The organism is Nonomuraea sp. NPDC050547 (genome assembly GCF_044457345.1).
GTDB lineage: Bacteria > Actinomycetota > Actinomycetes > Streptosporangiales > Streptosporangiaceae > Nonomuraea.
In genome coordinates, this window is sequence record NZ_JBITGW010000014.1 from 190,868 (window position 1) to 215,209 (window position 24,342).

Genomic DNA, 24,342 nt, shown 5'->3' on the forward strand with positions numbered 1-24,342 from the left:
TTGTCACGTTTTGGAGCCATTCGCCCAGGTGGGCGGGGCCGGCTGGCGTCCGCCACATCCGTGGTGATCGTCTTGGCCGTGGCCGGATTCGGCATTCTGCTGGCATTCGGGCCTTCCGAAAGATCACCCGAACTCCACTATCGGGTAACGCCTCTTTCCCCACCGCCCTCGACCCCCGCCCTCACCGGCGACGCCGCCTGGATCCAGCTGATCCCCGCCCCGGGCAGGACGGCCCCGCCTCCCCCTTCACCCAGCCTCGGCCCTGCTCCGGCGGACGGCTTCCCCCCGGCCCTGCCCAGCACTCCCCTGCACGACCACACCCCTCTGGCCACGGGCCCTCCCCCTCAGGACGACTCCCGCCAGGACGGCACCCGCCAAACCGGCCCTCCGGCGCGGAGCGGCGCCCCGGTGGTCGGCGACCCCCCAGCCCAGAGCACCGCACCGGCCGGCGGCGGCGCCCCCGCCCAACCGGCCCAGCAGGCCCCCGACCCGGCGCCGAACCCGGGCCACAACCCGTGCGCCACCTTCCAGGACATCCGCCGGGACTACTGCGACCGCCTCCTCGGCAACCCCGGCTGACCCGACGCCTACGGTCAGGGCACCGGGGCCGGAGCAGGGGGTCTGCGTGCGTTGTCGCGGTGGGGACCACGTCCGGCTGCCGGCCGCCGGACCGGGCCGCCCGCCAGGGTCGGCGGGCGGCGGGGGGCGGCGGCTTGCCGTAACGGCAAAGGGGCGGACGCACAGACCCCAGAACCGACCCACGGCGAAACAGACAGAGAAGAGGATCTAGAGGGCTGAGCAGGAGGACGCGGGAAGCGGCGCGGGGCGGCCGATGGTGGGCATGCCGAGGGAGACGCCCTTGGGCGCGGTGACGCCCTGGCGGGCCTGCCACGCGTCGCCCGCGCGGGTCCGGCGGAGCGACCGCACGGCGCCGTCGGCCACCAGGTGGTGCGGCGCCGCGTACGTGACCTCGACCGTCACCATGTCCCCGGGGCGCGGCGCCTCCCCGTCGCCCACCGCGAAGTGCACGAGCCGGTTGTCGCCCGCGCGTCCGCTCAGCCGCAGCGTGGCCGCGTCCTTGCGGCCCTCGCCCTCCGCGACCAGCACCTCCAGCGTCCGTCCGACCTGCTTCTTGTTCTCCGCCCAGGAGATCTCCTCCTGCAGGGCCACCAACCGCTCGTACCGCTCCTGCACCACTTCCTTGGGCAGTTGGCCGGGCATGGTGGCGGCGGGCGTGCCGGGCCGGATCGAGTACTGGAAGGTGAAGGCGTTGGCGAAGCGCGACTCGCGCACCACGTCGAGCGTGGCCTGGAAGTCCTCTTCGGTCTCGCCGGGGAAGCCGACGATGATGTCGGTGGAGATCGCGGCGTCGGGCATGGCGTCGCGGACCCGGGAGATGATGCCGAGGTAGCGCTCGGCCCGATAAGAACGGCGCATCGCCTTCAGCACCCGGTCGGAACCCGACTGCAACGGCATGTGCAGCTGGTGCATCACGTTGGGCGTCTCGGCCATGGCGGCGATCACGTCGTCGGTGAACGCGGCCGGGTGCGGCGAGGTGAAACGGACCCGCTCCAGCCCCTCGACGGAGCCGCAGGCGCGCAGCAGCTTGCCGAAGGCGAGCCGGTCGCCGAACTCCACGCCGTAGGTGTTGACGTTCTGGCCCAGCAGGGTGACCTCGAGGACGCCCTGGTCGACCAGGGTCTGGACCTCGGCCAGCACGTCGCCGGGCCGGCGGTCCTTCTCCTTGCCGCGCAGCGACGGCACGATGCAGAACGTGCAGGTGTTGTTGCAGCCGACCGAGACCGACACCCACGCCGCGTAGGCCGACTCGCGCTTGGTCGGCAGCGTCGACGGGAAGACCTCCAGCGACTCCTTGAGCTCGACCTGTGCCTCTCCGGCGATCCGCGCCCGCTCCAGCAGCACCGGCAGTGATCCGATGTTGTGGGTGCCGAACACGACGTCCACCCACGGCGCCTTGCGGACGATCTCGCCCTGGTCCTTCTGCGCCAGGCAGCCGCCGACGGCGATCTGCATGTCCGGGTTCTTGACCTTGGCAGGGCGCAGGTGGCCGAGGTTGCCGTAGAGGCGGTTGTCGGCATTCTCCCTGACGGCGCAGGTGTTGAAGACGACCACGTCGGCGGTCCGGCCGTCGGTCGCGGCCACGTAGCCCGCGTCTTCCAGCAGGCCCGACAGCCGCTCGGAGTCGTGCACGTTCATCTGGCACCCGTATGTGCGCACTTCGTAGGTGCGGGCGCTCTCCTGGGTAACAGTCATCGCACGTTCAAGGGTAGTCGTTGTACGGCTTGCGCCGTCCCCCTCACTGGCTAAAACTCCAGCTTGGTGGCGTGATGTGATCGGATCGGTACCGCCTGGTTAGTGACCAGCGTCCTTACGCCCTTTAGGTTGCATCCATGACGGAGAACGGGCACGCGTCTCCACTAGTACAAATGGAGAACGTCAACAAGCACTTCGGGGCGCTGCACGTCCTGAGGGACATCAACCTGACCGTCTCCCGTGGCGAGGTCCTGGTCGTGATCGGCCCTTCGGGCGGAGGGAAGTCGACGCTCTGCCGTACCATCAACCGGCTTGAGACCATCGACGCCGGGAAGATCGTCTTTGACGGGCAGGTGCTTCCGGACGAGGGCAAGGCGCTGGCCAAGCTCCGGTCCGAGGTCGGGATGGTGTTCCAGTCGTTCAACCTGTTCGCCCACAAGACGATCCGCGAGAACGTCACCCTGGGCCCCACCAAGGTGCGCGGCACGGCGAAGGATCAGGCCGACAAGCGGGCCATGGAGCTGTTGGAGCGGGTGGGCATCGCCACGCAGGCGGACAAGTACCCCGCGCAGCTCTCGGGTGGGCAGCAGCAGCGCGTCGCGATTGCCAGAGCGCTCGCGATGGATCCGAAGATGATCCTTTTCGACGAGCCCACCTCGGCCCTGGACCCGGAGATGGTCCAGGAGGTTCTCGACGTCATGATCGGGCTCGCGCGCGACGGGATGACCATGATGGTCGTCACGCACGAGATGGGGTTCGCACGCAGGGCGGCCAACCGGGTCGTGTTCATGGCCGACGGGCAGATCGTCGAAGAGAACACCCCTGACGAGTTCTTCACCAACGCCCAGACCGACCGGGCGCGGGACTTCCTGTCGAAGATCCTCACGCACTGAAGATTGAGGTAGAGACTCATGTACAAGCGTCGAATCGGCGCCGCGGGCGCCGTGGCCGCACTCGCGGTCGGACTGGCGGCCTGTGGCGGCGGCGGGGGCGGCAGCTACTCGACCGTGGTCGACAAGGTGACCGGTGCCGGCGAGATCATCGTGGGCACGAAGTGGGACCAGCCCAGCCTGGGCCTGAAGACCGGCAACGAGCCCGTCGGCTACGACGTCGACATGGCCAAGGCCGTCATCAAGGAACTGGCCGCCGGCAAGGATGTCAAGATCACCTGGAAGGAGGCGCCTTCCAAGAACCGCGAGGCGCTGCTCCAGAACGGCACCGTCGACATCATCTTCGCCACGTACTCCATCACCGAGGAGCGCAAGGGCAAGGTCTCCTTCGCCGGGCCGTACATCGTCGCCCACCAGGACACCATGGTCCGCGCGGACGACGCGGCCATCGCCAAGGCGATGGACCTCAAGGACAAGCGGATCTGCCAGGCCGCGGGCTCCAACTCCTACAAGCGCATCACCGACCCGCCGCCGGACGGCAAGCTGGGCCTTCCGGCCAAGCTGGTCGGCGCGAGCAACTACTCGGAGTGCGTGCAGAAGCTGAGCGGCTCGAACCTCGACGCGGTCACCACCGACGACCTGATCCTGGCGGGCTTCGCCAAGCAGGCCGGCGGCAACTTCAAGATCCTCGGTGACCCGTTCACCGACGAGAAGTACGGCATCGGCCTGAAGAAGGGCGACACCAAGACCTGCGAGGCGGTCAACAAGGCCGTCACCTCGCTGTACCAGAAGGGCGAGGCCCAGAAGATCTGGACCACGTGGTTCGGCGACGCCAAGGGCCTGACGGCGCCCACCGCCGCGCCGCCCGCCGAGGGTTGCGCGTAAGGACACGCCCATGTCGCGGCGGCCGGTGATCCGGCCGCCGCTGCTATATGCGGTGGAGCACAATGGACGAACTCATTGAATACGGGCCGGACCTTCTCAAGGGCTTCCTGGTCAACCTTCAACTGTCGGCGATCTGCACGGTCCTCGCGCTGGTCCTGGGCACGATCCTGGTGGCGATGCGGGTCTCCCCCATCCCGGTTCTCCGGGCCGCGGGCACGACCGTCGTCAACGTCGTCAGGAACACGCCGCTGACCCTGCTGCTGGCGTTCAGCGCACTGGGTCTCAGCGACACGCTCGGCCTCACGTTCTCGGACGAGCCGTACGACAACGCGTTCTGGCTGGTCGTGATGGCCATGTCCATCTACGCCTCGACGTTCGTCTGCGAGGCGCTGCGCTCGGGCATCAACACCGTGCCCATGGGCCAGGCGGAGGCGGCGCGGGCGGTCGGGCTGACCTTCATGCAGACGTTGCGGCTGATCATCCTCCCGCAGGCCTTCCGCGCGGTCATCGCGCCGCTGGGCAGCGTCGTCATCGCCCTGATCAAGAACACCACGGTGGCCCAGGCGGGCGGCCTGCTGGCGGACGCGGCCTTCGTGATGTACGACACCTTCGACACCACGGGCGTCTCCATCCCGATCTTCATCGGGCTCGTCATCGCCTTCATGGCGGTCACTCTCCCGATCGGCTGGTTCACCGGCTGGCTGGCCAAGCGACTGGCGGTGGCGCGATGACTAAGCAGGCAACCGTCCTCTACGACGCCCCCGGCCCCAAGGCGCGCCTGCGCAACAACATCTACACGATGATCACCGTGGTCGTCCTGCTCGGCATCGCCGCGTTCGTGGTGGTCAAGCTGAACGACAAGGGTCAGTTCGCCGGCAACATCTGGGCGCCCTTCTTCGAATGGGAGACCTGGAACCAGTACCTGATCCCCGGCGTGCAGGGCACGCTGACGGCGGCGGTGCTGGCCTCGATCTTCGCGCTGATCTTCGGTTCCGTCTTCGGCCTGGCCAGGCTCTCCGACCACAAGTGGATCAGGATCCCGGCGGGCTGGGTGGTGGAGGTCTTCCGCGCCATCCCGCTGCTGCTGCTGATCTTCTTCATCTGGTTCCTGGCGCCCGACCTCATGGGCGGCGGCGACTACGGCCTGCTGGCGCTGGTGATCGGCCTGACCCTGTACAACGGGTCGGTGCTGGCCGAAGTGGTGCGGGCCGGCGTGCTCGCCGTGCCGAAGGGCCAGTCGGAGGCCGCCTTCGCGATCGGGATGCGCAAAAGCGGCGTGATGCGGCTGATCCTGCTCCCGCAGGCGCTCACCGCGATGATGCCCGCGGTGGTGAGCCAGCTCGTGGTCCTGCTCAAGGACACCGCGCTCGGCTACATCATCACCTACATCGACCTGCTGAACATGGGCTTCAAGATCCTGCCTTCCGTGCATTTCGGCACGAAGCTGGTCGCTGCCATCTTCATCGGCGTCTTCTACATCGGGCTCAACATGCTGCTCAGCTGGTTCGCCAACTGGCTGGAGAAGCGCAGCCGCCGCAGCCGTAAGACCGCGGCCAAGCCGGTGGCCCTGACCAACGACATGGGCAACATCGGCTGAGTTCGTGAGGGGTGGTTCCACGCGACCACCCCTCACGAGCGGCCGTTTTCCGGCAGGATGCGGCTATGCCGTGGCCTTCCCCCATCTCCACCACCGACGTCGCGCGTGCGGCACTGCGGCTGGGCTGGCCCAGTGCCCAGTCCGGCCAGGTGTGGTGGACAGAGGACCGCCCCGACGAGGGCGGCCGTACGACGATCATGCACAGGGCCGCCGACGGCGCGCGGAGTGAGTTGCTGCCCGCCCCCTGGAACGCCCGCACCCGCGTCCACGAGTACGGCGGCCGCCCCTACGCCGTCACCGCCGACGACCGGATCGTCTTCACCCACCAGTCCGACCAGCGCCTCTACCTTCTCGACGGCGAGCCACGGCCGCTCACCCCCGACGACGGCGCCCGCTACGCCGACCTGCTCGTCCGCGACGACCAGGTCTGGTGCGTACGCGAGCGCCACACCGGCGACGGCAAGGTCGTGCGCGCCATCGTCTCGGTCCCCTTAGAGGGCGGCGAGCCGCGCGAATGGGTGACCGGCGCCGACTTCTACGCCGCCCCCGCCCTCTCCCCCGACGGCCGTCACCTGGCCTACATCTGCTGGAACCACCCGCGCATGCCCTGGAACGGCACCGAACTGCGCGTGCTCCGCCTGGAGGACGGCTCGTCCTGGACGGTCAAGGGCGGCTCGTCCGAGTCCGTCCTGTCCCCGCAGTGGAAGGACGACCAGACCCTCTACCTGATCTCCGACTGGTCAGGCTGGTGGAACCTCTACCAGATCACCATGTACGGCACCTCCTCACAGGCGCTCTTCCCCGCCGAGGAGGAGTTCGCGTGGCCGCTGTGGGTGCTGGGCGGCCGGCCGTACCTGCCGCTCGGCGACGGACGGCTCGCGGTCGTGCACGGCCGCGGGGACCTGCGCCTGGCGCTGCTCGACCCCGACTCGGGCGAGCTCACCGACCTCGACGTCCCCTACGACGGGTGGGAACCCAAGCTCGCCGCCGACGGCACCTCCGTCATCGGGCTCGGGTACGGCGGCGCCGTCCCCAGATCGGTGGTCAGGATCGACACGGTCACCGGCCGGGTGGAGGCGCTGCGGCGCGGCATCGACGAACTGCCCGACATCGCCTACCTGCCCAGGGCCCGCGCGGTCGAGTTCCAGGGCAGGTTCGGACGGCACGTGCACGGTTTCCTCTACCCGCCCGCCAACCCGGAGGTGCGGCAGGAGGGCCGCACGCCGTACGTCGTGTTCGTGCACGGCGGCCCCACCGGGCACGCGCAGTCGGAGCTCGACCTGGAGAAGGCGTTCTTCACCTCGCGCGGCATCGGGGTGCTCGACGTCAACTACGGCGGCTCCAGCGCGTACGGCAGGGCCTACCGCGACCGGCTCAAGGGCCAGTGGGGCGTCGTCGACGTCGAGGACACGATCGCCGCCGCCGAATGGCTGGCCGCCGAGGGCCTCGCCGACCCGGCCAAGATCGCGGTGCGCGGCGGCAGCGCCGGTGGCTGGACGGTCATGGCCGCCTGCTGCCGTTCCGACGTGTTCGCCGGCGGCGTCTCCTACTACGGCGTCAGCGCGCTGGCCCCGCTCATCGCGCACACCCACGACTTCGAGTCGCGCTACATGGAGTGGCTGGTCGGCGCCGACGAGTCCGTCTACGCCGAGCGCGAGCCGCTCGCCCTGGTGTCCGGGGTTTCCTGCCCGATGTTGCTGCTCCAGGGGCTGGAGGATCCGATCGTGCCCCCGGAGCAGTCGAGCGCGTTCGCCGACGCGCTGTTGGAGAGGGGGATCGCGTGCACGTACCTGGCGTTCGAGGGCGAATCCCACGGCTTCCGCCGCGCCGAGACCCGCACCACCGCCCTGGCCGCCGAACTGGCCTTCTACCAGCAGATCTTCAGCTAGCTCCGCCCGATCACCAGCGGCGCCCGCCCGCCCACCCGCTCGATCACGTCGGTGACGCGGTAGAGCGGATGGTCACCCGAACCGATGAACCGGAAGATCCCCCACAGATGGGTCAGATGATCCACCGTGTACGGGTCCCCGTACCGCTCCATCGCCCGCTCCTCCCAGACCTCCGGCGCGACGTCCACATACTCCAGCCCGAGCGCCGCCGCCGCCTCCCCGGCCGTCGCCATCTGCCCGGTCAGCGGTACGACCCGGTCGACCGGCCCCGCCTCCTCCAGGAACCCCGCCGCGACCCTGGCCACGTCCTCGGCGGCGATGAGCGGGATCTTCGTGTCCGGCGCGCCCAGCGGGAGGGCCAGCTCACGTTCGCCGGCCGCCACCCTGAGGTTTTCGAAGAAGACCGCGGCCCGCAGATGCACCGCACCGACGCCGGCCCAGTCGAAGACCTGCTCCGACAGCCAGTGGCGGCGCATGCGCGGGGTGAACGCCTCGGGTGAGGCGTCCAGCTGCGACACCTCCACCACCCGCTCCACCCCGGCCTGCTTGGCCGCGGCGGCGACCGAGGCGGTGGCGTCCATGAGGCCCGCGGTGACCGGGTAGGTGAAGTAGACCCGCGAGACCCCCTGGAACGCCTTGACCACCTGGGAGATCTCCCTGATGTCACCGACGGCCACCTCGGCGCCGAGCTTCCTCAGCTCTTCGGCTCGATGGTCGTCCTGGCGCACGAACGCCCTCACGTGGTGACCACGTTCGAGCAGCAGTTCGGCGACCAAGCGCCCGGTACCACCCTGGGAACCACCTGCGGCTCCGGTGACAAGAATCATCGTGACGCCCTTCTCTCAGTAACCCAGCTCATCCGATGCCCGCGCGGTGTCGTCCACGCGCTGCCTCCACCCGCTCGTCAGCCGTCGCGTCCGGCGTGGCACCGCTCCCCACACGGCGCCACCCCGTGCCGGGCACCCGCCCGCTCGACGGCCCCGCACAGCGTGCCCCACGCCATGTCTGCCTCGACCCTCCGTGACGCCGCGCCCTGCGGGTGCCGCCCCGTGCGGAGTTTCCCCGTTCAGCGCTCCCCCTCTGCCCGTGTCCGGGGGTGGTCAGGAAAGCGCCCACGCGGCCCTCTTCGTGCGGCGTTTCTCCCGCTCGGCGCTCCCCTCTGCCCGTGTCCCGAGGTGGTCAGGAGGGGGTGTGGGGTTCGGGCAGGGTCAGGGTGAAGAGGCCGAGCCGTTCCAGATCGCGCAAGAACGGCGTGGCGGCGAACGCCTGAGCGGGGCCGTAGACGCCCGGACGGTCGGGGCCGCGGCCGTCGGCCAGGCGGAGGGCGGCCTCCACCGAGGCCACCGCGCTCTCCTTCCACAGGTCACGCCCGCTTGCCTGACCGGCCCGGTTGCCGTCGGCCGTCACCACCTGGACGGCGACGGTGAAGCGGGATCCGGCGCGGGTGGCGGCGTCGACGTGTTCGTTGGTGAACGCGCGTTCGTCGCTGAACGTGTCGGCCGTCAGTTGCGCCTCCACCCGGCGGGCGGACACGTGGCGGGGGATGGTGACGACGTCCGACGACGGAAGGGGTGCGATCATGCTGCGCGGCCCCAGCGGCGGCGGGAAGGGGTAGACGGCGTTGCGCGGTTCGACGTCGCCGACGTGGAAGGCGCCGTCGGTGTAGGTGATGCGCCGCGTGTCGGCGAACAGCAGCTCGGCCGTCCCCTTCGCGCCGGTCGTCAGCATCCAGTCGCTCACCGCGTAGGCGACGGTGACCCGGTCGACCTCGCTCATCCCGGCCGCCACGGCGCCCGCGAGCAGGTCGCCCAGCCCGCCGTAGAAGCTCATCGCGGTGACCATGGTGATGCCCGAACTCTGGGCGCGGGCGTCCATCTCCGCGTACATCCAGGCCGTGTGGTGCTGCTCAAGCGCGTGGTCGACGTAGTGGCAGCCGCCGTCGGCGGCGGCCTGCGCGACCGGCCGTCCGGTGTGGGTGAACGGCCCCGCGCAATGGATCAGTACGTCGGCCTCGGCGGCCAGCTCCCGCAGGGCCGCCGGGTCGTCCAGCGCGGCCTGACGGACCCGGGCCCCGCCGAGTTCGTCGGCCATGGCTTTGAGCTTGCCCTCGTCGCGCCCGGCCAGGATGACCTCCGCGCCCCGGGCACGTAATTCGGCGGCGGCCAGGCGGCCGGTGTGGCCGGTGGCTCCGTAGACGGCGATGTTCACGACTCGCCTCCGTGTTTCATACTGACGGTAGGTAACTTGCCTTCGAAGTTACGTACCGCGAGTATGCAAGTCAATGGGGAGCACGAAGATGACGCGCCGCACGCAGGCGGAGCGCTCGGACACGACCACGTCGCAGCTGATCAGCGCGGCGCGAAAGCTGTTCGGCGAGTACGGCTACGCCGCCACCTCCATCGACGCCGTGGCCGCCACGGCCGGAGTCACCAAGGGCGCCGCCTACCACCACTTCAACGGAAAACTCGGCCTGTTCCGCGCCGCCTTCACCCGCGAACAGGAGGAGATCGCCACCCGCCTGGAAGAGGTGGGCGCCGCGTCCCCCGACCCGTGGACGGCCTTGCGGCAAGGCTGCCGCACCTTCCTGGAGCACTGCCTCGACCCGGGCTTCCGCCGCATCGTCCTGCTGGACGCGCCATCGGTGCTGGGCTGGGAAGAGGTACGCGAGATCCAGCACGCCCACACCCTGCGCGTCCTGCTGAACGCCATGCGGGCAACCGACGGCACGCTCCCCGCCGACGCGTTGGCGATCAGAGGCCAATTGATGTTCGGCGCTCTGTGCGAAGCCGGCATGCTCCTGGCCCGCTCCCCCAACCCCGCCGCCGCCCTACCCCCCATAACCACCCAAGCGAACCACCTCCTAACAGCCCTCCACGAGCCCTAACCCCAACCCCTGCTCCCCAAGGAACCCCGGCCCCCTCTCCACCCCGGCACGCCTCACTGCCCCCGCCAGCCCGAGCACGCCTCAAGACCCCGCCAGCTCGGCCATGCCGCACCGCCGCTCTCCACGGGCCCGCCGCCTGTGAGCCTCAGCCCCTGGACGCATCAGCCCTCGAACCCCCGCCCGGCCCCGCCTCAGTCCTGCGCCTCACGGCCCTCCGCGGGGCCACGCCTCTCCACCCCGTCTCATAGCCCCCTTGGACGCCCACCCTCTAGCTGTGTGGCATGCGGGATCCGGGTGATCGGGGCCGTGGGAAGGGGTTGACGAAGGGCCGTTGCGGCGGGTGCCACGTCCGACGTGAGAAGCGATCCCACCGACGTGCCCCGGCGCACGTCGGCGGGTGGGGGTGGCGGTGGCTTGCCGTAACAGACGAAAGGACTTGCCCTGCTTCTGAGGGGCGTGGAGGCTTCGCGGAGGGCGCCGTCAGCGAGCGAACTCGGTGGCGCGGGATTCGCGGACGACGGTGATGCGGATCTGGCCCGGGTAGGTGAGTTCTTCTTCGACCTGTTTGGCCACGTCGCGGGCGATCACCTGGGCCTGGATGTCGTCGATCGCGTCCGGCTTCACCATCACGCGGATCTCGCGCCCGGCCTGCATCGCGAACACCTTGTCCACGCCGTCGTACGACTGGGCGATCTCCTCCAGCCGCTCCAGCCGCTTGACGTAGGCCTCCAGCGACTCGCGGCGCGCGCCCGGGCGGCTGCCGGAGATGGCGTCGGCGGCCTGCGTCAGTACGGCCTCGACGGTCCGGACCTCGACCTCGTTGTGGTGGGCCTCGATGGCGTGCACCACGTCCTCGTCCTCGCCGTAGCGCCGGGCGATCTCCGCGCCGATCAGCGCGTGGGAGCCTTCCACCTCGTGTGTCAGGGCTTTGCCGATGTCGTGCAGCAGAGCGCAGCGCTTCATGAGCGCCTGGTCCATCTTGAGCTCGGCGGCCATGATGCCGGCGATGTGCGCGGACTCGATGAGGTGCTTCAGGACGTTCTGTCCGTAGGAGGTGCGGTAGCGGAGCTGGCCGAGCAGCAGGGTGAGTTCGGGGTGCATGTCCGTGATACCCAGCTCTACCAGGGCGTCTTCACCGGCCCGCGCGCACAGGTCGGCGACCTCCTGGCGGCTGCGGTCGTGCGCCTCTTCGATGCGTTGCGGGTGGATACGCCCGTCGAGCACGAGCTTTTCGAGGGTGAGCCTCGCCGTTTCCCGACGTACCGGGTCAAAACACGACAGCAGCACCGCTTCCGGGGTGTCGTCGATGATGAGGTTCACACCGGTCGTGGATTCGAACGCGCGGATGTTGCGCCCCTCGCGGCCGATGATGCGGCCCTTCATCTCATCGCCCGGCAGGTGCAGCACGCTGACGACCGACTCGGCCGTCTGCTCGGCTGCCACCCGCTGGACGGCCAGCGTCACGATCTTGGTAGCCCGCTTCTCGCCCTCCTTGCGGGCGGTGCCCTCGATGTCGCGGATGATCAGCGCCGCCTCGCGCTTGGCCTGGTTCTCGATCTCCTTGACCAGCTCGGACTTGGCCTGATCCGCGCTCAGCCCGGACACCCGCTCCAGAATGGCCCGGCGCTCGTCCTCGACCTGCAGCAGTTCCTCGCGCCGCCCGGCCAGCTCCGTCTCGGTTTCGGCCAGCTTGCGGTCGCGTTCGCTCTGGCGCCGCGCCTCCTCGTCGAGCCGCTGCTCGCGCTCGGCCAGCCGGCCTTCCCGGCGTTCGAGGTCGGTGCGCAGCTCTTTGAGCTCGGTCTTCAGGATCCGGCTCTCCTCTTCGACCTCTCGCCGCATCTGCGTCGCGCTCGCCGCCGCCTGCTCCGACCTGCGCAGAATGTCCTCGGCGTCGGTCTCCGCCTTCGCGCGGATCTCCCCGGCCTCCAGGTGTGCCCGCTCCAGTTCCTCGTGGACGGCGGCCTCCTGCTCGGGGGACGGCTTCGCCGTGCCTGGAACGTGCCCGGACGTGCGCCGCAGCACTATCACCAGTGTCGCCATCGTCACGAACACCAACAGGAGCACAGCCACCAGCAACACCACGACCAGCGGATCCATGCGCTCCCCGCCCTCCTCGCGTCACAAGACTTTCAAAACGCGGACTGAAAAACGGGAGGGGTCACGTGCGCGGCACGGACAGCCCGATCGGCGTATGGACCGATATCAAGCCAAGACCGACCGGGCGTCGGCCCATGCGGCCAACACCTCGCCTGTCTCGGTCAATCGAGCTCGCTCGTACGTCGTTCACCGGTATGGCAATCCGCGCTGCGCGGAGTAACTCCTCACTGCCGTCGAGGTTATGCGTCGAACAAGTCACGAGCAAGCAAACGCATCATCAAGCGTGTCTTACCGACCACTACATACCAATTCAGACAGTTATCCAGCCCAACACCCCAAAGACCCCCAATGTCCCAACCCGGCAGCCTTCGGGTGCCGGCAGCCGCTAGGAGAAGTCATCCTCGATCTCCACGCCCTCCTGCTCCAACGCCTCCCGGATCACCCGGAACGCCAGCCCGCCCGAGTACCCCTTGCGCGCCAGCATCCCCGCGAGCCGCCGCGTACGGACCTGAGGGTCGAGCCCCCGGGTGGAGGACAGCTTGCGATCCACCAGCCGGCGGGCGGTCTCCGCCTCCTGGTCGGAGTCAAGGCGTTCTACCGCGTCCTTGACCGTGTCGTTGTCGACGCCACGATGGCGAAGTTCCGCGGCCAGAGCACGCCGGGCCAAGCCGCGGCCATGGTGCCGGGAGTCGACCCAGGCCTCCGCGAACGCCTCGTCGTTGATCAGCCCGAGCTCGGTGAACCGGTCGAGCACGGCATCGGCCGCCTCCTTCGGTATCTCCCGCTTGCGCAACGCCTCGGCCAGCTGTGCCCTGGTCTTCGGCGCCAGCGTGAGCATCCGCAGGCAGACGGCCCGCGCCACCGCCTCGGGATTGGCCGGTGGCCCGGCGGCCGCTCCACTGCCCTCGTCCGGTCCGTCCGGCAGCCACCCGCCGCCCGAACCGTCCTCGGACCGTCGCCGGCCACCACGTCCGGAGCCTCTGGAGCCCTTGGCCCCCCGCCCCGTCCGGCCGCCACGCCGCGATCCCCGCTTCCCCCCTCGATCAGGCTCCCCCGCGGGCTCGGCGAAGAGCCCCCGGTCTTCCCCCGCCGTGCCCGCCTCGGGCCCGGCCGGTGCGTCGGCAGCTCCCCAGCTGGTCCAGGGAGCCGGACCACCGAGGGGTTCGTCGAAGGCCCCGGGCTCCGGCCCGGCGGGCGGGGCCGGAGGCTGCCGGGTGGCGCGTACCTCGTCCAGCGAGGCCGGCCAGCCGTCCGCGGGCTTGCCGCGACGGGCGGAGCCCTTGCCGCGGCCCCGTGCGGGACCGTCCGGCCAGGCGCCCCAGTCGTTGGGGTGAGGCGCCCGTGCCGGGTCGTCGTCGCTCACGTGCCGACCGATCAGACGTCACCGGGCTTCGGCGCGGCCGCGGCCTTGGCGCGGCCCGTGGGGGCGGCGGGCGCCGTGGCCGGCGCGGCGGCGGCCGGCGGAGCGGCGGCCTCGGCCGGGGCGTCCAGGCGCGGGCCGACACCCAGCTTGTCCTTGATCTTCTTCTCGAGCTCGTTGGCCATGTCGGGGTGGTTCTTCAGGAAGTTGCGCGCGTTTTCCTTGCCCTGGCCAAGCTGCTCGCCCTCGTAGGTGTACCAGGCGCCGGACTTGCGGACGAAGCCGTTCTCCACACCCATGTCGATCAGGCCGCCCTCGCGGGAGACGCCCACGCCGTACAGGATGTCGAAGTCGGCCACGCGGAACGGCGGGGCCATCTTGTTCTTCACGACCTTGACCCGGGTACGGTTGCCGACCGCCTCCGTGCCGTCCTTCAGGGTCTCGATGCGGCGGATGTCGAGGCGGACAGAGGCGTAGAACTTCAGCGCCTTGCCGCCGGTCGTGGTCTCGGGCGAGCCGAACATGACGCCGATCTTCTCGCGCAGCTGGTTGATGAAGATGGCGGTGGTGCCGGTGTTGCTGAGGGCGCCGGCGACCTTGCGCAGCGCCTGGGACATCAGGCGGGCCTGCAGGCCCACGTGGCTGTCGCCCATCTCGCCCTCGATCTCCGCCTTGGGCACCAGGGCGGCGACCGAGTCGATGACGATGATGTCGACGGCGCCCGACCTGATCAGCATGTCGGCGATCTCAAGCGCCTGCTCGCCGGTGTCGGGCTGGGAGACCAGGAGCGCGTCGGTGTCGACGCCGAGCTTCTTGGCGTACTCGGGGTCGAGGGCGTGCTCGGCGTCGATGAAGGCGGCGATGCCGCCCGCGCGCTGGGCGTTGGCCACGGCGTGCAGGGCGACCGTCGTCTTACCCGAGGACTCCGGCCCGTAGACCTCGACGATCCTGCCTCGGGGGAGCCCGCCGATGCCGAGGGCCACGTCGAGCGCGATCGACCCCGTCGGGATCACCTCGATCGGCGCGCGGGCGTCGTCACCGAGGCGCATGACGGAGCCCTTGCCGAACTGCCGCTCGATTTGCGCGAGGGCAGTCTCAAGGGCCTTCTCGCGGTCGTTGATAGCCATGGGAACTCCCCTGAAGGGTCGTGGTCGGTCGGTCGAGTGAAAGCTACGGGCTGCCACCGACAATTTCCCGCCGTCGCCACGAAGTCGCGGTCCGGCGTGTTTCATAGTAGCCGAACGACTGTTCGATCAACTCCGGAACACGCTACAACGAACCACGTCGCCAAGGACCGGTGATGGCGAAGGTGATCCCCGGCGTCTGGATGTTGGCGAAAAGCCACTTCCCGCTGGGGTCGAAGACCGATCCGCACCACTCGGAGCCCCGGTAGTCCCCGGCCGGGACGCTCTTGCCGGGCACGCCGCCCTCCGGGATCACCACCGCGTTCTCCGCGAACGGGAAGATCTCGCCGTCCGTGGTGAGCCCGTGCAGATACTCCGCGCCGCTCCCGTCCTCGCACAGCACGATCCCGCCGCGGGGGCTCACACAGATGTTGTCCGGGTTGTTCAGCACCGAGGCGTCCGGCGAGGCGAACAGCACGCGCATCTTGTCGCGCCGCAGGTCGTACTCGAACACCTGCCCCTGGCCCGCGGGCCCGCCGCTGGTGCTGACGATGTAGATCTTGCGATGGTGGTACCAGGCGCCTTCGAGCCTGCGGAAGGAGGCGCCGCCCTTGGCGATCCCCTGCTCCACCACGGAGGTCTCGCCGGGCCCCGGGTCAGGCTCGTCGATGCCGACCCACCCGATCTCCGGATAGACCGTCCCCGTCCCGTCGGCGTAGGTCGTGTAGGGGCCGTCGCCGATGGTCAGCATCTCCAGTTTGCCGCCCTTGCCCAGCTTGCCGCGTACGCGCGGGCGGAAGCGGTAGAGCCCGCTGGGAGTCGCGTCCTCCGTCTCGTACACGTACCCGGTCGCGGGGTCCACCGCGACGGCCTCGTGCGAGAAACGCCCCATCGCCTTGTACGGCACCGCGTCCGACACCCCGTCATGCGGCACCTCGAAGATGTACCCGTGCCGCACCTCCCCGTTGACCAGCGTGGTCTCCTCGCACGACAGCCAACTCCCCCACGGAGTGGGTCCGCCGGCGCAGTTGCGCACGGTTCCCGACAGCGAGGCCCACGACGCCAGGAAGGCGCCCCTGCGGGTGTCGAAGGCGAGGTTGGTGGTGCCGCCGCCGGCCTGGGGGTCGTAGTTGGGGGACAGATAGGCGCCGGTCAGGTCGCCGACCTCGTGGTTGCGGACCAGGACGGTGGCGTGCGCCCCGCCGTACCGGAAACCCCATCGCGGGCGGAAGGCGGCCATTCCGTCGTGCAGGGCGGGGGTGGGGCGGCCGTCGGTCATGCGGTCGCCGGTCCAGCCGTGGGAGACGTAGGAGAAGCCTTCCGGCAGTTTGAGCAGTTCGAGGCCGGTCGTGCGGTCGCGTACGGGACGGAGCGGGCCGTAGTCGACGCTGAACGGGTGTTTCACCATCGTCGTGGCGTCGGCCGTGCGCGCGGAGAGCGCGGCGAGCGGTCCGCCGGCGGCCGCGCCGATCGCCGCGGTGCGTAAGAAGCGGCGCCTGTCGATGCTTGTCATGGTTGCACCCTCCTCGCCGCCAGTGTCCGTCCGGCGACGCGTGGGTGTCACGTGCCTGAACCGATAGGACATTCCCGGGCATTGCGCCAGCCCTGTTGCCAGGCCCCGTGAGCTGGGGAGATCCTGAGGACAACGGTCGAAGGGCGGCGACGTGGCGAGCACGTACACCGGGGAACGGCGCACCCATCTGGAGGCTCTGGCCGAGCTGCTGCCCGCGCACGGGCTGGTGGGTCGCATGGTCGGCGGCGACGATCCGGTCCTGTGGGCCTGGCATCCGCGCAGCGGCAAGCAGACCATCATCTTCGCCACGCCCGCGCACCGGGGCTGGATGTTCCTGTGGTCGCCCGGCGGGCAGGGCAGCGCCGACGATCTGGATCAGACCGCCAGGTCGCTCAGGGACACGCTGTCAGTGGAGCTTGGGTGAGACGCTCTCGACCTGGCAGACCGCCCGCCAGACGGACTTGACGCTCTCGCCGTCGGCGAGCGCCTGCACGACCGTGCGGCCGCCGAGCGGGGCCAGCACGTAGTCGTGGGCCCATGAGTCGGCGTACACGTCACCGAAGTGCACGCGCATCCTTCTCCAGAATTCGGTCAGGCGCATGCACCAAGTATCGACGAGCTGAGGCATGGGTAGGACACCCGCATGCCAAAGGCCTCCAAGTCTTCATCCCCCAGACCCCCCACATCCCCCAGGAAGAGAGCCCTTCGCGCTAAGCGCCGCCATCTGCTCGTCTTACTTCGCTCCGCCGTACAGCAGGAGAAAGCGGATCGATCCGAGCGGCACGCGGGAATCCGGCGCGAACCCCGCACAGGCCGGCCGCGCACCCGGCGGGCGTCGCGGCGCTGACCGTCACATCACCCGAGAGCCGTACATCTCACCGAGATGGTCGGCGAGCAGCTCCAGTCTGGCGCCGTCGGGGTCCTTGAAGTAAATGGAGGCGCCGCTCTCGATCTGGTGCGGCACGCCGGCCATCTCCAGCTTCCCGCGCAGCCGGTCCCACGTCGCGGGGTCGACGGAGATCGCGATGTGGTGCAGACCGCCGAGCACTTCCTGGTACGGTCCGAGGTCGAGGCCGGGGAAGTCGAAGAAGGCCAGCAGGTTCCCGTTGCCGATGTCGAAGAAGAAGTGGTTCGAGCCGCGGTAGTCGCGGTTCTCGAAGATCTCCGTGAGCGGGAACTCCAGAAGCTCCTGGTAGAAGCGGATCGTTCGCTCCACGTCCGAGGAGATGAGCGCGAAGTGGTGCAGGCCGCGGGCGCTGCTGGACGGCCGGTGCGGTAAGAGGTACTTCTCCCTCAGCCGGTCCCGTTGCGCGTCGATGGCCGCGTGGTCGGTGGTCACAGTCGGTGTATGTCCGTTCGGACGTCACTCAACCACCCCGAGCGGCGGCAATGCGTTTTCTGTCGGTGCGGCGAGGCATCATGTGCACGTGAGCTCGCTTGCCCATTTCAGCCCGCTGACCAGCCAATGGTTCACCGGCGCCTTCGTCGCGCCCACCGCCGCCCAGGAGGGGGCGTGGGCGTCCATCGCCCGCGGCGACAACACGCTCGTCGTGGCGCCCACCGGGTCGGGCAAGACGCTCGCCGCCTTCCTGTGGTCGCTCGACCGCCTGGCCACGCGCGCGCAGGAGGCCAAGGGCACCAAGGTGCTCTACGTCTCGCCGCTCAAGGCGCTGGCCGTCGACGTCGAGCGCAACCTGCGCGCTCCGCTGGCGGGCATGAAGCAGACGGCGCGGCGGCTGGGCCTGCCGGTGCCGGAGATCTCCGTGTCGATCAGGTCGGGCGACACGCCCGCCGACGAACGGCGCAGGTTCGCCACCAAGCCCTCCGACATCCTCATCACCACGCCTGAGTCGCTGTTCCTGCTGCTGACCAGCCAGGCGCGCGAGGCGCTGCGCGGCGTCGAGACGGTGATCGTCGACGAGGTGCACGCGGTGGCGGCGACCAAGCGCGGCGCGCACCTGGCGCTCAGCCTCGAACGCCTCGACGCCCTGCTGGAGCGGCCCGCCCAGCGCATCGGGCTGTCGGCGACCGTGCGGCCGGTGAGCGAGGTGGCCGCGTTCCTGGGCGGCGCCCGCCCTGCCGCGGTGGTCCAGCCGCCGTCCGACAAGCGGATCGAGGTCGAGGTCGTCGTCCCCGTCGAGGACATGACGGAGATGGAGACACGCCCCGGCGAGCCGCAGGACGACTTCGCCGAGCCGGTCAACCGCTCGATCTGGCCGCATGTCGAGGACAAGCTGTTCGACCTGATCGAGGCCCACAGCTCCACGATCGTCTTCGCCAACTCGCGGCGGCTGGCCGAGCGCCTGTGCACCCGCCTCAACGAGCTGGCCTACGAGCGCGAGCAGGGCCCCGAGTCGCTGGACATGACCGGTTTCGACATGCCCGCGCAGATGATGGCGCAGGCAGGGGCCAGCAGGGGCGCGATACCCGAGATCGTCCGCGCCCACCACGGCTCGGTCTCCAAGGAGGAGCGCGCCCAGATCGAGGAGGCGCTCAAGTCCGGCCGGTTGCCCGCCGTGGTCGCCACTTCCAGCCTGGAGCTGGGCATCGACATGGGCGCCGTCGACCTGGTCGCCTGCGTGGAGGCGCCGCCGAGCGTGGCCAGCGGGCTGCAGCGCATCGGCCGCGCCGGGCACCAGGTGGGCGCGGTCTCCAGGGGCGTCATCTTCCCGAAGTACCGCGGCGATCTGGTGCAGACCGCCGTCGTGGCCGAGCGCATGAAGGCGGGCCAGATCGAGGAGCTGCGCTATCCGCGCAACCCGCTCGACGTGCTGGCCCAGCAGATCGTGGCGATGACCGCGCTCGACGAGTGGACGGTCGACGAGCTCGAAGCTCTGGTACGGCGGGCCGCGCCGTACTCCACCCTCCCCCGGACGGCACTGGAGGCGACGCTCGACATGCTCGCCGGCCGCTACCCGAGCGAGGAGTTCGCCGAGCTGCGTCCGCGCGTCGTGTGGGACCGCGTGACCGGCACCCTGCAGGGGCGGCCCGGCGCGCAGCGGCTGGCCGTCACCAACGGCGGCACGATCCCCGACCGCGGCCTGTTCGGCGTCTTCCTCGTCGGCGAGAAGGCCTCGCGGGTGGGCGAGTTGGACGAGGAGATGGTCTACGAGTCGCGCGTCGGCGACGTGTTCGTGCTGGGCGCGACCTCCTGGCGGATCGAGGACATCACCGCCGACCGCGTGCTGGTCTCGCCCGCGCCCGGCCAGCCCGGCAAGCTGCCGTTCTGGCACGGCGACACCGCCGGCCGTCCCGCCGAGCTGGGCAGGGCCATCGGCGAGTTCCTGCGCAAGCCGGAGGAGGAGCGGATGCGCGCGGCCGGGCTCGACGCGTTCGCCTCGGCGAATCTGCTGGCCTACCTGGCCGAGCAGCGCGAAGCCACCGGCTACGTCCCCGACGACCGCACGCTGCTGGTCGAGCGCTTCCACGACGAGCTGGGCGACTGGCGCGTGGTGATCCACTCCCCCTACGGCGCGCGTGTGCACGCCCCCTGGGCGCTGGCGATCAACCGGCGGCTGCGCGAGCGCTACGGCGTCGACGTGCAGGCGGTCCACTCCGACGACGGCATCGTGCTGCGCATCCCCGACACGCTGGCCGAACCGCCCACCGACGTGGCCGCCTTCGACGCCGAGGAGATCGAGCAGCTCGTCACCGAGGAGCTGGGCGGTTCCGCGCTGTTCGCCGCGCGTTTTCGCGAGTGCGCGGGCCGGGCGCTGCTGCTGCCCAGGCGGGTGCCCGGCCGGCGCAGCCCGTTGTGGCAGCAGCGCCAGCGCGCCGCCCATCTGCTCGGCGTGGCCAGCCAGTACGCCTCGTTCCCGATCGTGCTGGAGACCATGCGCGAGTGCCTGCAGGATGTCTTCGACGTGCCCGGCCTGGTGGCGCTCATGCGCGACATCGCCGCCAGAAAGGTGCGGGTGGTGGAGGTGGAGACCTCGCAGGCCTCGCCGTTCGCGGCCTCGCTGCTCTTTCACTACATCGGCGCCTTCATGTACGAAGGCGACGCCCCGCTGGCCGAGCGCCGCGCCCAGGCGCTGGCCCTCGACACCTCCCTGCTGGCCGAACTGCTCGGCCAGGCCGACCTGCGCGAACTGCTCGACCCCGACGTGATCGCCGACACCGAGCGGGAGCTGGCCCGGCTCGACCGGCCGCTGCGCGACCAGGAGGACCTCGCCGACCTGCTGCGTTCCCACGGTCCGCTGCTCGCGGCCGACGTCAGCGTGCGCGGCGGCGACCCCGCCTGGCTGGCCGGGCTCGAGAGCGCCCGCCGCGCCCTCTCGGTGCGGATCGCCGGCGAGGAGCAGTGGGTCGCGATCGAGGACGCCGCCCGCGTGCGCGACGCGCTCGGCGCGCCGCTGCCCGTCGGCGTCCCGCACGTCTTCCTCGAACCGGTCGCCGACCCCCTGGCCGACCTCGTGGCCAGACACGCCCGCACCCGCGGCCCCTTCCATTCCGGTACGGCTGCCGCCCGCTTCGGCCTCGGCGTCGCCGTGGTCACCGACGCGCTGCGGCGGCTGGCCACGACCGGGCGGGTGGTCAGCGGCGAGTTCCGTCCCGGCGGCCGGGGCGAGGAGTGGTGCGACTCCGGTGTGCTGCGGACGCTGCGCCGCAGGTCGCTGGCCCGGCTGCGCAAGGAGGTCGAACCGGTCTCCCCGGAGACGCTGGCCCGGTTCCTGCCCGCCTGGCACGGCATCACCTCCCCCGCCTCCGGCTCCGGGCCCGCCTCTGGGCCCGGCTCCGGCGCCGCGCGCGACGGTGGCGCGGCGCGGGCCATGGACGCCCTGGTCGGCGCGCTCGACCAGCTGCAGGGGGCGGCGGTCCCGGCCTCGGCCCTGGAGACGCTCGTGCTCCCCGCCCGCGTCCCCGGCTACTCGCCCGCGCTGCTCGACGAGCTGACGGCGGCCGGCGAGGTCATCTGGTCAGGCCAGGGTTCGCTGCCCGGCGGCGACGGCTGGATCTCCCTCTACTTCGCCGACACGGCTCCCCTGCTCATGCCGGAACCCACCGAGATCACCCTGACGCCGCTGCACGAGCAGATCCTCGGCGCGCTCGGCGGGGGTGGCGCGTTGTTCTTCCGCGGGTTGTCCGACCAGATGGGCTCGCTGGACGACGGGGCGCTGGCCGCTGCCCTGTGGGACCTGGTGTGGGCGGGGCGGGTGTCCGGCGACACACTGGCGCCGATGCGCGCCGCCCTGGGCACCGGCCGACCGGCGCACCGGCCGGCGACGAACCGGCGGCGGCGGGCCGTACTGCCCAGCCGTACCGGGCCGCCCACGGTCGCCGGCCGCTGGTGGCTGCTGCCCGCCCCCGCCGACCAGCCGGCCCAGCGCGCGCAGGCGCAGGCCGAGGTCATGCTCGAACGCCACGGCGTCGTCACCAGGGGCGCGGTCACCTCGGAGCGCCTGCCCGGTGGGTTCACGCCTGTCTACCAGGTACTGCGGGCGTACGAGGAGAGCGGGCGCTGTCGCCGCGGCTACTTCGTGGAGGGGCTGGGCGGCGCCCAGTTCGCCCTGCCCGGCGCGGTCGACCGCATGCGCGCGATGTCCGCGGAACCCGAGCCACGCCCGGACCCCCACCCCGGCCCGCACCCGGAGTCGCGCCGCGGTTCCGAAGCCGAGCGGGCCCGGCGAGCCGTGGTTCTGGCCGCCGCCGACCCCGCCAGCCCCTACGGCGCCGCCCTCCCCTGGCCCGCGCATCCCGGCAGCCACAAGCCAGGCCGGAAGGCGGGCGCCCTGGTGGTGCTGGTGGACGGGCACCTGGCGCTCTACGTGGAGAGGGGCGGCAAGACGCTGCTCTCCTTCGCCGACGACACGCGCCTGCAGCCCGCCGTGGACGCGCTGGCTCTGGCGGTGCGGGATGGGGCGCTGGGCAAGCTGACGGTGGAGCGGGCCGACGGCGGCCACATCAACGACTCGCCGCTGGCCGCGGCCTTGGAATCCGCCGGATTCCACCCGACTCCGCGAGGGTTGCGCCTGCGCGCCTGACCGGGGCGGCGGCTTCCACCTCCGGCAGAGGGCGGCTTCCATCCTCGGCACGGGGGCGGCAGGTCCTACCCCGGCACGGGGGCGGCGGTTTCCACCCCGGCGCGGGTGGCGGCGGTCGCCGTCGCCTTCGAGGTTGGGTTCGCGGGCGCTCTCGGCCTCACTGCGGTCCCCGGTAGTCGCTGCGTCTGTGTGCTGGGGCCGGGGCCCGGGAGGAACAGTTGCTGGTTTGGAGGCATGTGTCGTTGTGACCCGGAGGCGGTTCTTGGCCGGGTGCGCGCATAGCCCGTTCTTGGGACGCAGACACGGGACGCGGGGCTGCGAGCGTGGGGCTGCGGGCGCGGCGGGCGCAGGACTGCGGGCGCGGCGCGGCGGGCGCGGCGGGCGCGGGACTGCGGGCGCGGGACTGCGGGCGGGGGGAACGCGGGCGCGGCGGGGAGGGCGGGGGAGCCGCAGGGTTTGGATTGGGGTGGCGTTTGGCTCGGGGCTTGGGGTGCCTGGCGTGCGGTTGAGTGGGCAGGTTCGGTGCGGGGTTGGGGCTGGTCAGGGGGTGGTGGGGACGGGCTCACGATGGTGACGTTGCCGTAAGGGTTGAAATGGGTATAAACCACTCGTGACTCCCCTCATCGGGATCGAGGAGGAGTACCTAATCGTCGATCCCCACACACGACATGTGGCACCCCGGGCGGCGGATGTTCTGGCCGCAGCGACGAACGTGATGGGTGAGGACATCACCCAGGAGATCAGCCAGTTCCAGATCGAAGCCCGTACCGCGCCGTCGGGCGACCTCTCCGAGTTGGGGGCGAGACTGCGCGCCGCCCGCACGGAGGTGGCGAAGGCGGCGCAGGAATGCGGGCTGGCTCTGGTCGCCAGCGCGATGCCGGTCCTGGGCCGGCCGGGGCCGCTTCCGCTCTCCGACGATCCACGGTACGAGAACGGGCAGGTGCGCTACCGGGCTCTCCAGGACGAACTGTGCATCTGCGCCCTCCACGTGCATGTGGACGTGCCCGACGAGGAGCTTGCCGTTTACGTCGGCAACCACCTGCGGCCCTGGCTGCCCACGCTCATCGCGCTCGCGGCCAACTCCCCGTTCTTCGTCGGCCGGGACACCGGCTACGCCTCCTGGCGGGTGATCAGCTGGAGTCGGTGGCCGGTTTCGGGGGCTCCGCCGTACTTTGCGAGCTTTGCGGACTATGAGCGGGCGGTCGGCGCGCTGTCAGAGTCGGGCGCGCTCATGGACGCCAAGACCCTCTACTGGGACGCCCGCCCGTCCTCCACCCTGCCCACCATCGAGGTACGCGTCGCCGACGTGCCGCTCGACGCCAACGACAGCCTCACGATCATCGGACTGATCCGGGGGCTGGTGGTCACGGCGCTGGGCGATGTGGCGCGGGGCGATCGCGGGCTGCCGATCGGCGCGGAGGTGATGCGCGCCGCGTACTGGCGTGCGGCGCGCGACGGGCTTGAAGGCGCCTGTCTCGACCTGCGGGCGGGCGAACTGGTGCCGGCGCCGGAGATGGCGCGCCGTCTCCTCCGTCACGTACGGCGGGCGGTCGGCGATGCCGGCGACCTCCCGTTCATCGAGGAGGGCCTGGACCGGCTGATGCGCCGCGGCTCCGGCGCGGTACGCCAGCGAAGCGTCCACCGGCGCGACCACGACCTCGCGGACGTGGTCGACGACCTCATCGTCGCCACCGTCGCCTGACTCGCTCCCCATCCCACCGGCCCACCGTTGGGCCACCCACCCCGGTCCGACCTCCCATGGTCCGACCTACTCACGTTCGACAGACCGCGAGCTGACCAACCGCGGGCGGACGGACCGGGGCCCACGGACCGTGGGTTGAGGCGCGC

General features: G+C 70.8%; 19 protein-coding genes. 10 read left to right on the plus strand and 9 right to left on the minus strand.

What is annotated here, in order from left to right:
- Nucleotides 1-60 precede the first annotated feature (60 nt).
- Nucleotides 61-579 (plus strand): hypothetical protein, encoded by a 519-nt coding sequence (locus ACIBHY_RS32635; protein WP_397308714.1) that lies wholly within the window; start codon nucleotides 61-63, stop codon nucleotides 577-579.
- 207 nt (nucleotides 580-786) lie between these two features.
- Here ACIBHY_RS32635 and miaB read toward each other — a convergent pair whose 3' ends face one another.
- Nucleotides 787-2,274: a tRNA (N6-isopentenyl adenosine(37)-C2)-methylthiotransferase MiaB gene (miaB, locus tag ACIBHY_RS32640; RefSeq protein WP_397308715.1), complete on the minus strand. Its 1,488-nt coding sequence runs from the start codon at nucleotides 2,272-2,274 to the stop codon at nucleotides 787-789.
- 173 nt (nucleotides 2,275-2,447) lie between these two features.
- On the opposite strand from miaB, the gene ACIBHY_RS32645 reads away from it, so the two are divergent.
- From ACIBHY_RS32645 to ACIBHY_RS32665, 5 genes are all read left to right on the plus strand, one after another.
- Nucleotides 2,448-3,167 (plus strand): amino acid ABC transporter ATP-binding protein, encoded by a 720-nt coding sequence (locus ACIBHY_RS32645; protein WP_376773517.1) that lies wholly within the window; start codon nucleotides 2,448-2,450, stop codon nucleotides 3,165-3,167.
- Nucleotides 3,168-3,185: 18 nt separating this feature from the next.
- Nucleotides 3,186-4,049, plus strand: a complete 864-nt coding sequence (locus ACIBHY_RS32650) for a glutamate ABC transporter substrate-binding protein (RefSeq protein ID WP_397248497.1) — start codon at nucleotides 3,186-3,188, stop codon at nucleotides 4,047-4,049.
- Between the two features lie 62 nt (nucleotides 4,050-4,111).
- Entirely contained in the window at nucleotides 4,112-4,780 is a 669-nt protein-coding gene (locus tag ACIBHY_RS32655) for an amino acid ABC transporter permease (RefSeq protein WP_397248495.1), read from the plus strand.
- Complete coding sequence (locus tag ACIBHY_RS32660) at nucleotides 4,777-5,646, plus strand: amino acid ABC transporter permease (protein WP_397248493.1); 870 nt, start codon at nucleotides 4,777-4,779, stop codon at nucleotides 5,644-5,646. Before ACIBHY_RS32655 ends, ACIBHY_RS32660 begins: the two co-directional genes overlap by 4 nt.
- Nucleotides 5,647-5,711: 65 nt before the next feature.
- Nucleotides 5,712-7,535, plus strand: a complete 1,824-nt coding sequence (locus ACIBHY_RS32665) for a prolyl oligopeptidase family serine peptidase (RefSeq protein WP_397248491.1) — start codon at nucleotides 5,712-5,714, stop codon at nucleotides 7,533-7,535.
- Here ACIBHY_RS32665 and ACIBHY_RS32670 read toward each other — a convergent pair.
- Together ACIBHY_RS32670 and ACIBHY_RS32675 are read right to left on the minus strand one after the other, a co-directional pair.
- The gene (locus ACIBHY_RS32670) at nucleotides 7,532-8,362 is read right to left on the minus strand and encodes an NAD(P)H-binding protein (RefSeq protein ID WP_397308716.1); all 831 of its coding nucleotides are present in this window, start codon (nucleotides 8,360-8,362) and stop codon (nucleotides 7,532-7,534) included. The genes ACIBHY_RS32665 and ACIBHY_RS32670 overlap by 4 nt on opposite strands.
- Before the next feature lie 352 nt (nucleotides 8,363-8,714).
- Nucleotides 8,715-9,743: a saccharopine dehydrogenase NADP-binding domain-containing protein gene (locus tag ACIBHY_RS32675; protein ID WP_397248487.1), complete on the minus strand. Its 1,029-nt coding sequence runs from the start codon at nucleotides 9,741-9,743 to the stop codon at nucleotides 8,715-8,717.
- An 88-nt stretch (nucleotides 9,744-9,831) separates the two neighbouring features.
- On the opposite strand from ACIBHY_RS32675, the gene ACIBHY_RS32680 reads away from it, so the two are divergent.
- Nucleotides 9,832-10,419 carry a TetR/AcrR family transcriptional regulator gene (locus ACIBHY_RS32680; protein ID WP_397248485.1) on the plus strand — a complete coding sequence of 196 codons (588 nt, stop codon included), beginning with the start codon at nucleotides 9,832-9,834 and terminating at the stop codon, nucleotides 10,417-10,419.
- A gap of 480 nt (nucleotides 10,420-10,899) precedes the next feature.
- Here the strand turns inward: ACIBHY_RS32680 and rny are convergent, their stop codons facing one another.
- The 4 genes from rny to ACIBHY_RS32700 all read right to left on the minus strand — a co-directional run bounded on the left by rny (nucleotide 10,900) and on the right by ACIBHY_RS32700 (nucleotide 16,513).
- Nucleotides 10,900-12,516, minus strand: a complete 1,617-nt coding sequence (rny, locus tag ACIBHY_RS32685) for a ribonuclease Y (RefSeq protein ID WP_397248483.1) — start codon at nucleotides 12,514-12,516, stop codon at nucleotides 10,900-10,902.
- A 385-nt stretch (nucleotides 12,517-12,901) separates the two neighbouring features.
- Nucleotides 12,902-13,879, minus strand: a complete 978-nt coding sequence (recX, locus tag ACIBHY_RS32690; protein WP_397308717.1) for a recombination regulator RecX — start codon at nucleotides 13,877-13,879, stop codon at nucleotides 12,902-12,904.
- 11 nt (nucleotides 13,880-13,890) lie between these two features.
- Entirely contained in the window at nucleotides 13,891-15,003 is a 1,113-nt protein-coding gene (gene recA, locus ACIBHY_RS32695; protein ID WP_379611420.1) for a recombinase RecA, read from the minus strand.
- Between the two features lie 142 nt (nucleotides 15,004-15,145).
- Nucleotides 15,146-16,513, minus strand: coding sequence for a PhoX family protein (locus ACIBHY_RS32700; protein ID WP_397248477.1), 1,368 nt, complete (start codon nucleotides 16,511-16,513; stop codon nucleotides 15,146-15,148).
- Nucleotides 16,514-16,664: 151 nt separating this feature from the next.
- On the opposite strand from ACIBHY_RS32700, the gene ACIBHY_RS32705 reads away from it, so the two are divergent.
- The gene (locus ACIBHY_RS32705; RefSeq protein WP_184966736.1) at nucleotides 16,665-16,937 is read left to right on the plus strand and encodes a hypothetical protein; all 273 of its coding nucleotides are present in this window, start codon (nucleotides 16,665-16,667) and stop codon (nucleotides 16,935-16,937) included.
- Here the strand turns inward: ACIBHY_RS32705 and ACIBHY_RS32710 are convergent.
- Together ACIBHY_RS32710 and ACIBHY_RS32715 are read right to left on the minus strand one after the other, a co-directional pair.
- Nucleotides 16,920-17,114 carry a DUF3046 domain-containing protein gene (locus ACIBHY_RS32710; protein WP_184966738.1) on the minus strand — a complete coding sequence of 65 codons (195 nt, stop codon included), beginning with the start codon at nucleotides 17,112-17,114 and terminating at the stop codon, nucleotides 16,920-16,922. The two genes, ACIBHY_RS32705 and ACIBHY_RS32710, sit on opposite strands and share 18 nt — an antisense overlap.
- A gap of 249 nt (nucleotides 17,115-17,363) precedes the next feature.
- Nucleotides 17,364-17,852 carry a VOC family protein gene (locus ACIBHY_RS32715; protein ID WP_379611423.1) on the minus strand — a complete coding sequence of 163 codons (489 nt, stop codon included), beginning with the start codon at nucleotides 17,850-17,852 and terminating at the stop codon, nucleotides 17,364-17,366.
- Nucleotides 17,853-17,940: 88 nt separating this feature from the next.
- Between ACIBHY_RS32715 and ACIBHY_RS32720 the strand changes: the two genes are divergently transcribed.
- The gene (locus ACIBHY_RS32720; protein ID WP_397308718.1) at nucleotides 17,941-22,494 is read left to right on the plus strand and encodes an ATP-dependent helicase; all 4,554 of its coding nucleotides are present in this window, start codon (nucleotides 17,941-17,943) and stop codon (nucleotides 22,492-22,494) included.
- A 610-nt stretch (nucleotides 22,495-23,104) separates the two neighbouring features.
- Nucleotides 23,105-24,196, plus strand: a complete 1,092-nt coding sequence (locus ACIBHY_RS32725) for a glutamate--cysteine ligase (RefSeq protein ID WP_397248473.1) — start codon at nucleotides 23,105-23,107, stop codon at nucleotides 24,194-24,196.
- The last annotated feature ends 146 nt before the right edge of the window (nucleotides 24,197-24,342 follow it).

Excerpts from the sequence above, each read along its gene's own strand:
- ACIBHY_RS32670 (WP_397308716.1), bottom strand. The coding sequence starts at position 8,362 with ATGATTCTTGTCACCGGAGCCGCAGGTGGTTCCCAGGGTGGTACCGGG.
- ACIBHY_RS32680 (WP_397248485.1), top strand. The coding sequence starts at position 9,832 with ATGACGCGCCGCACGCAGGCGGAGCGCTCGGACACGACCACGTCGCAG.
- ACIBHY_RS32655 (WP_397248495.1), top strand. The coding sequence starts at position 4,112 with ATGGACGAACTCATTGAATACGGGCCGGACCTTCTCAAGGGCTTCCTG.
- ACIBHY_RS32660 (WP_397248493.1), top strand. The coding sequence starts at position 4,777 with ATGACTAAGCAGGCAACCGTCCTCTACGACGCCCCCGGCCCCAAGGCG.
- rny (WP_397248483.1), bottom strand. The coding sequence starts at position 12,516 with ATGGATCCGCTGGTCGTGGTGTTGCTGGTGGCTGTGCTCCTGTTGGTG.
- ACIBHY_RS32645 (WP_376773517.1), top strand. The coding sequence starts at position 2,448 with ATGGAGAACGTCAACAAGCACTTCGGGGCGCTGCACGTCCTGAGGGAC.
- ACIBHY_RS32650 (WP_397248497.1), top strand. The coding sequence starts at position 3,186 with ATGTACAAGCGTCGAATCGGCGCCGCGGGCGCCGTGGCCGCACTCGCG.
- ACIBHY_RS32665 (WP_397248491.1), top strand. The coding sequence starts at position 5,712 with ATGCCGTGGCCTTCCCCCATCTCCACCACCGACGTCGCGCGTGCGGCA.
- recA (WP_379611420.1), bottom strand. The coding sequence starts at position 15,003 with ATGGCTATCAACGACCGCGAGAAGGCCCTTGAGACTGCCCTCGCGCAA.
- ACIBHY_RS32710 (WP_184966738.1), bottom strand. The coding sequence starts at position 17,114 with ATGCGCCTGACCGAATTCTGGAGAAGGATGCGCGTGCACTTCGGTGAC.
- ACIBHY_RS32700 (WP_397248477.1), bottom strand. The coding sequence starts at position 16,513 with ATGACAAGCATCGACAGGCGCCGCTTCTTACGCACCGCGGCGATCGGC.
- miaB (WP_397308715.1), bottom strand. The coding sequence starts at position 2,274 with ATGACTGTTACCCAGGAGAGCGCCCGCACCTACGAAGTGCGCACATAC.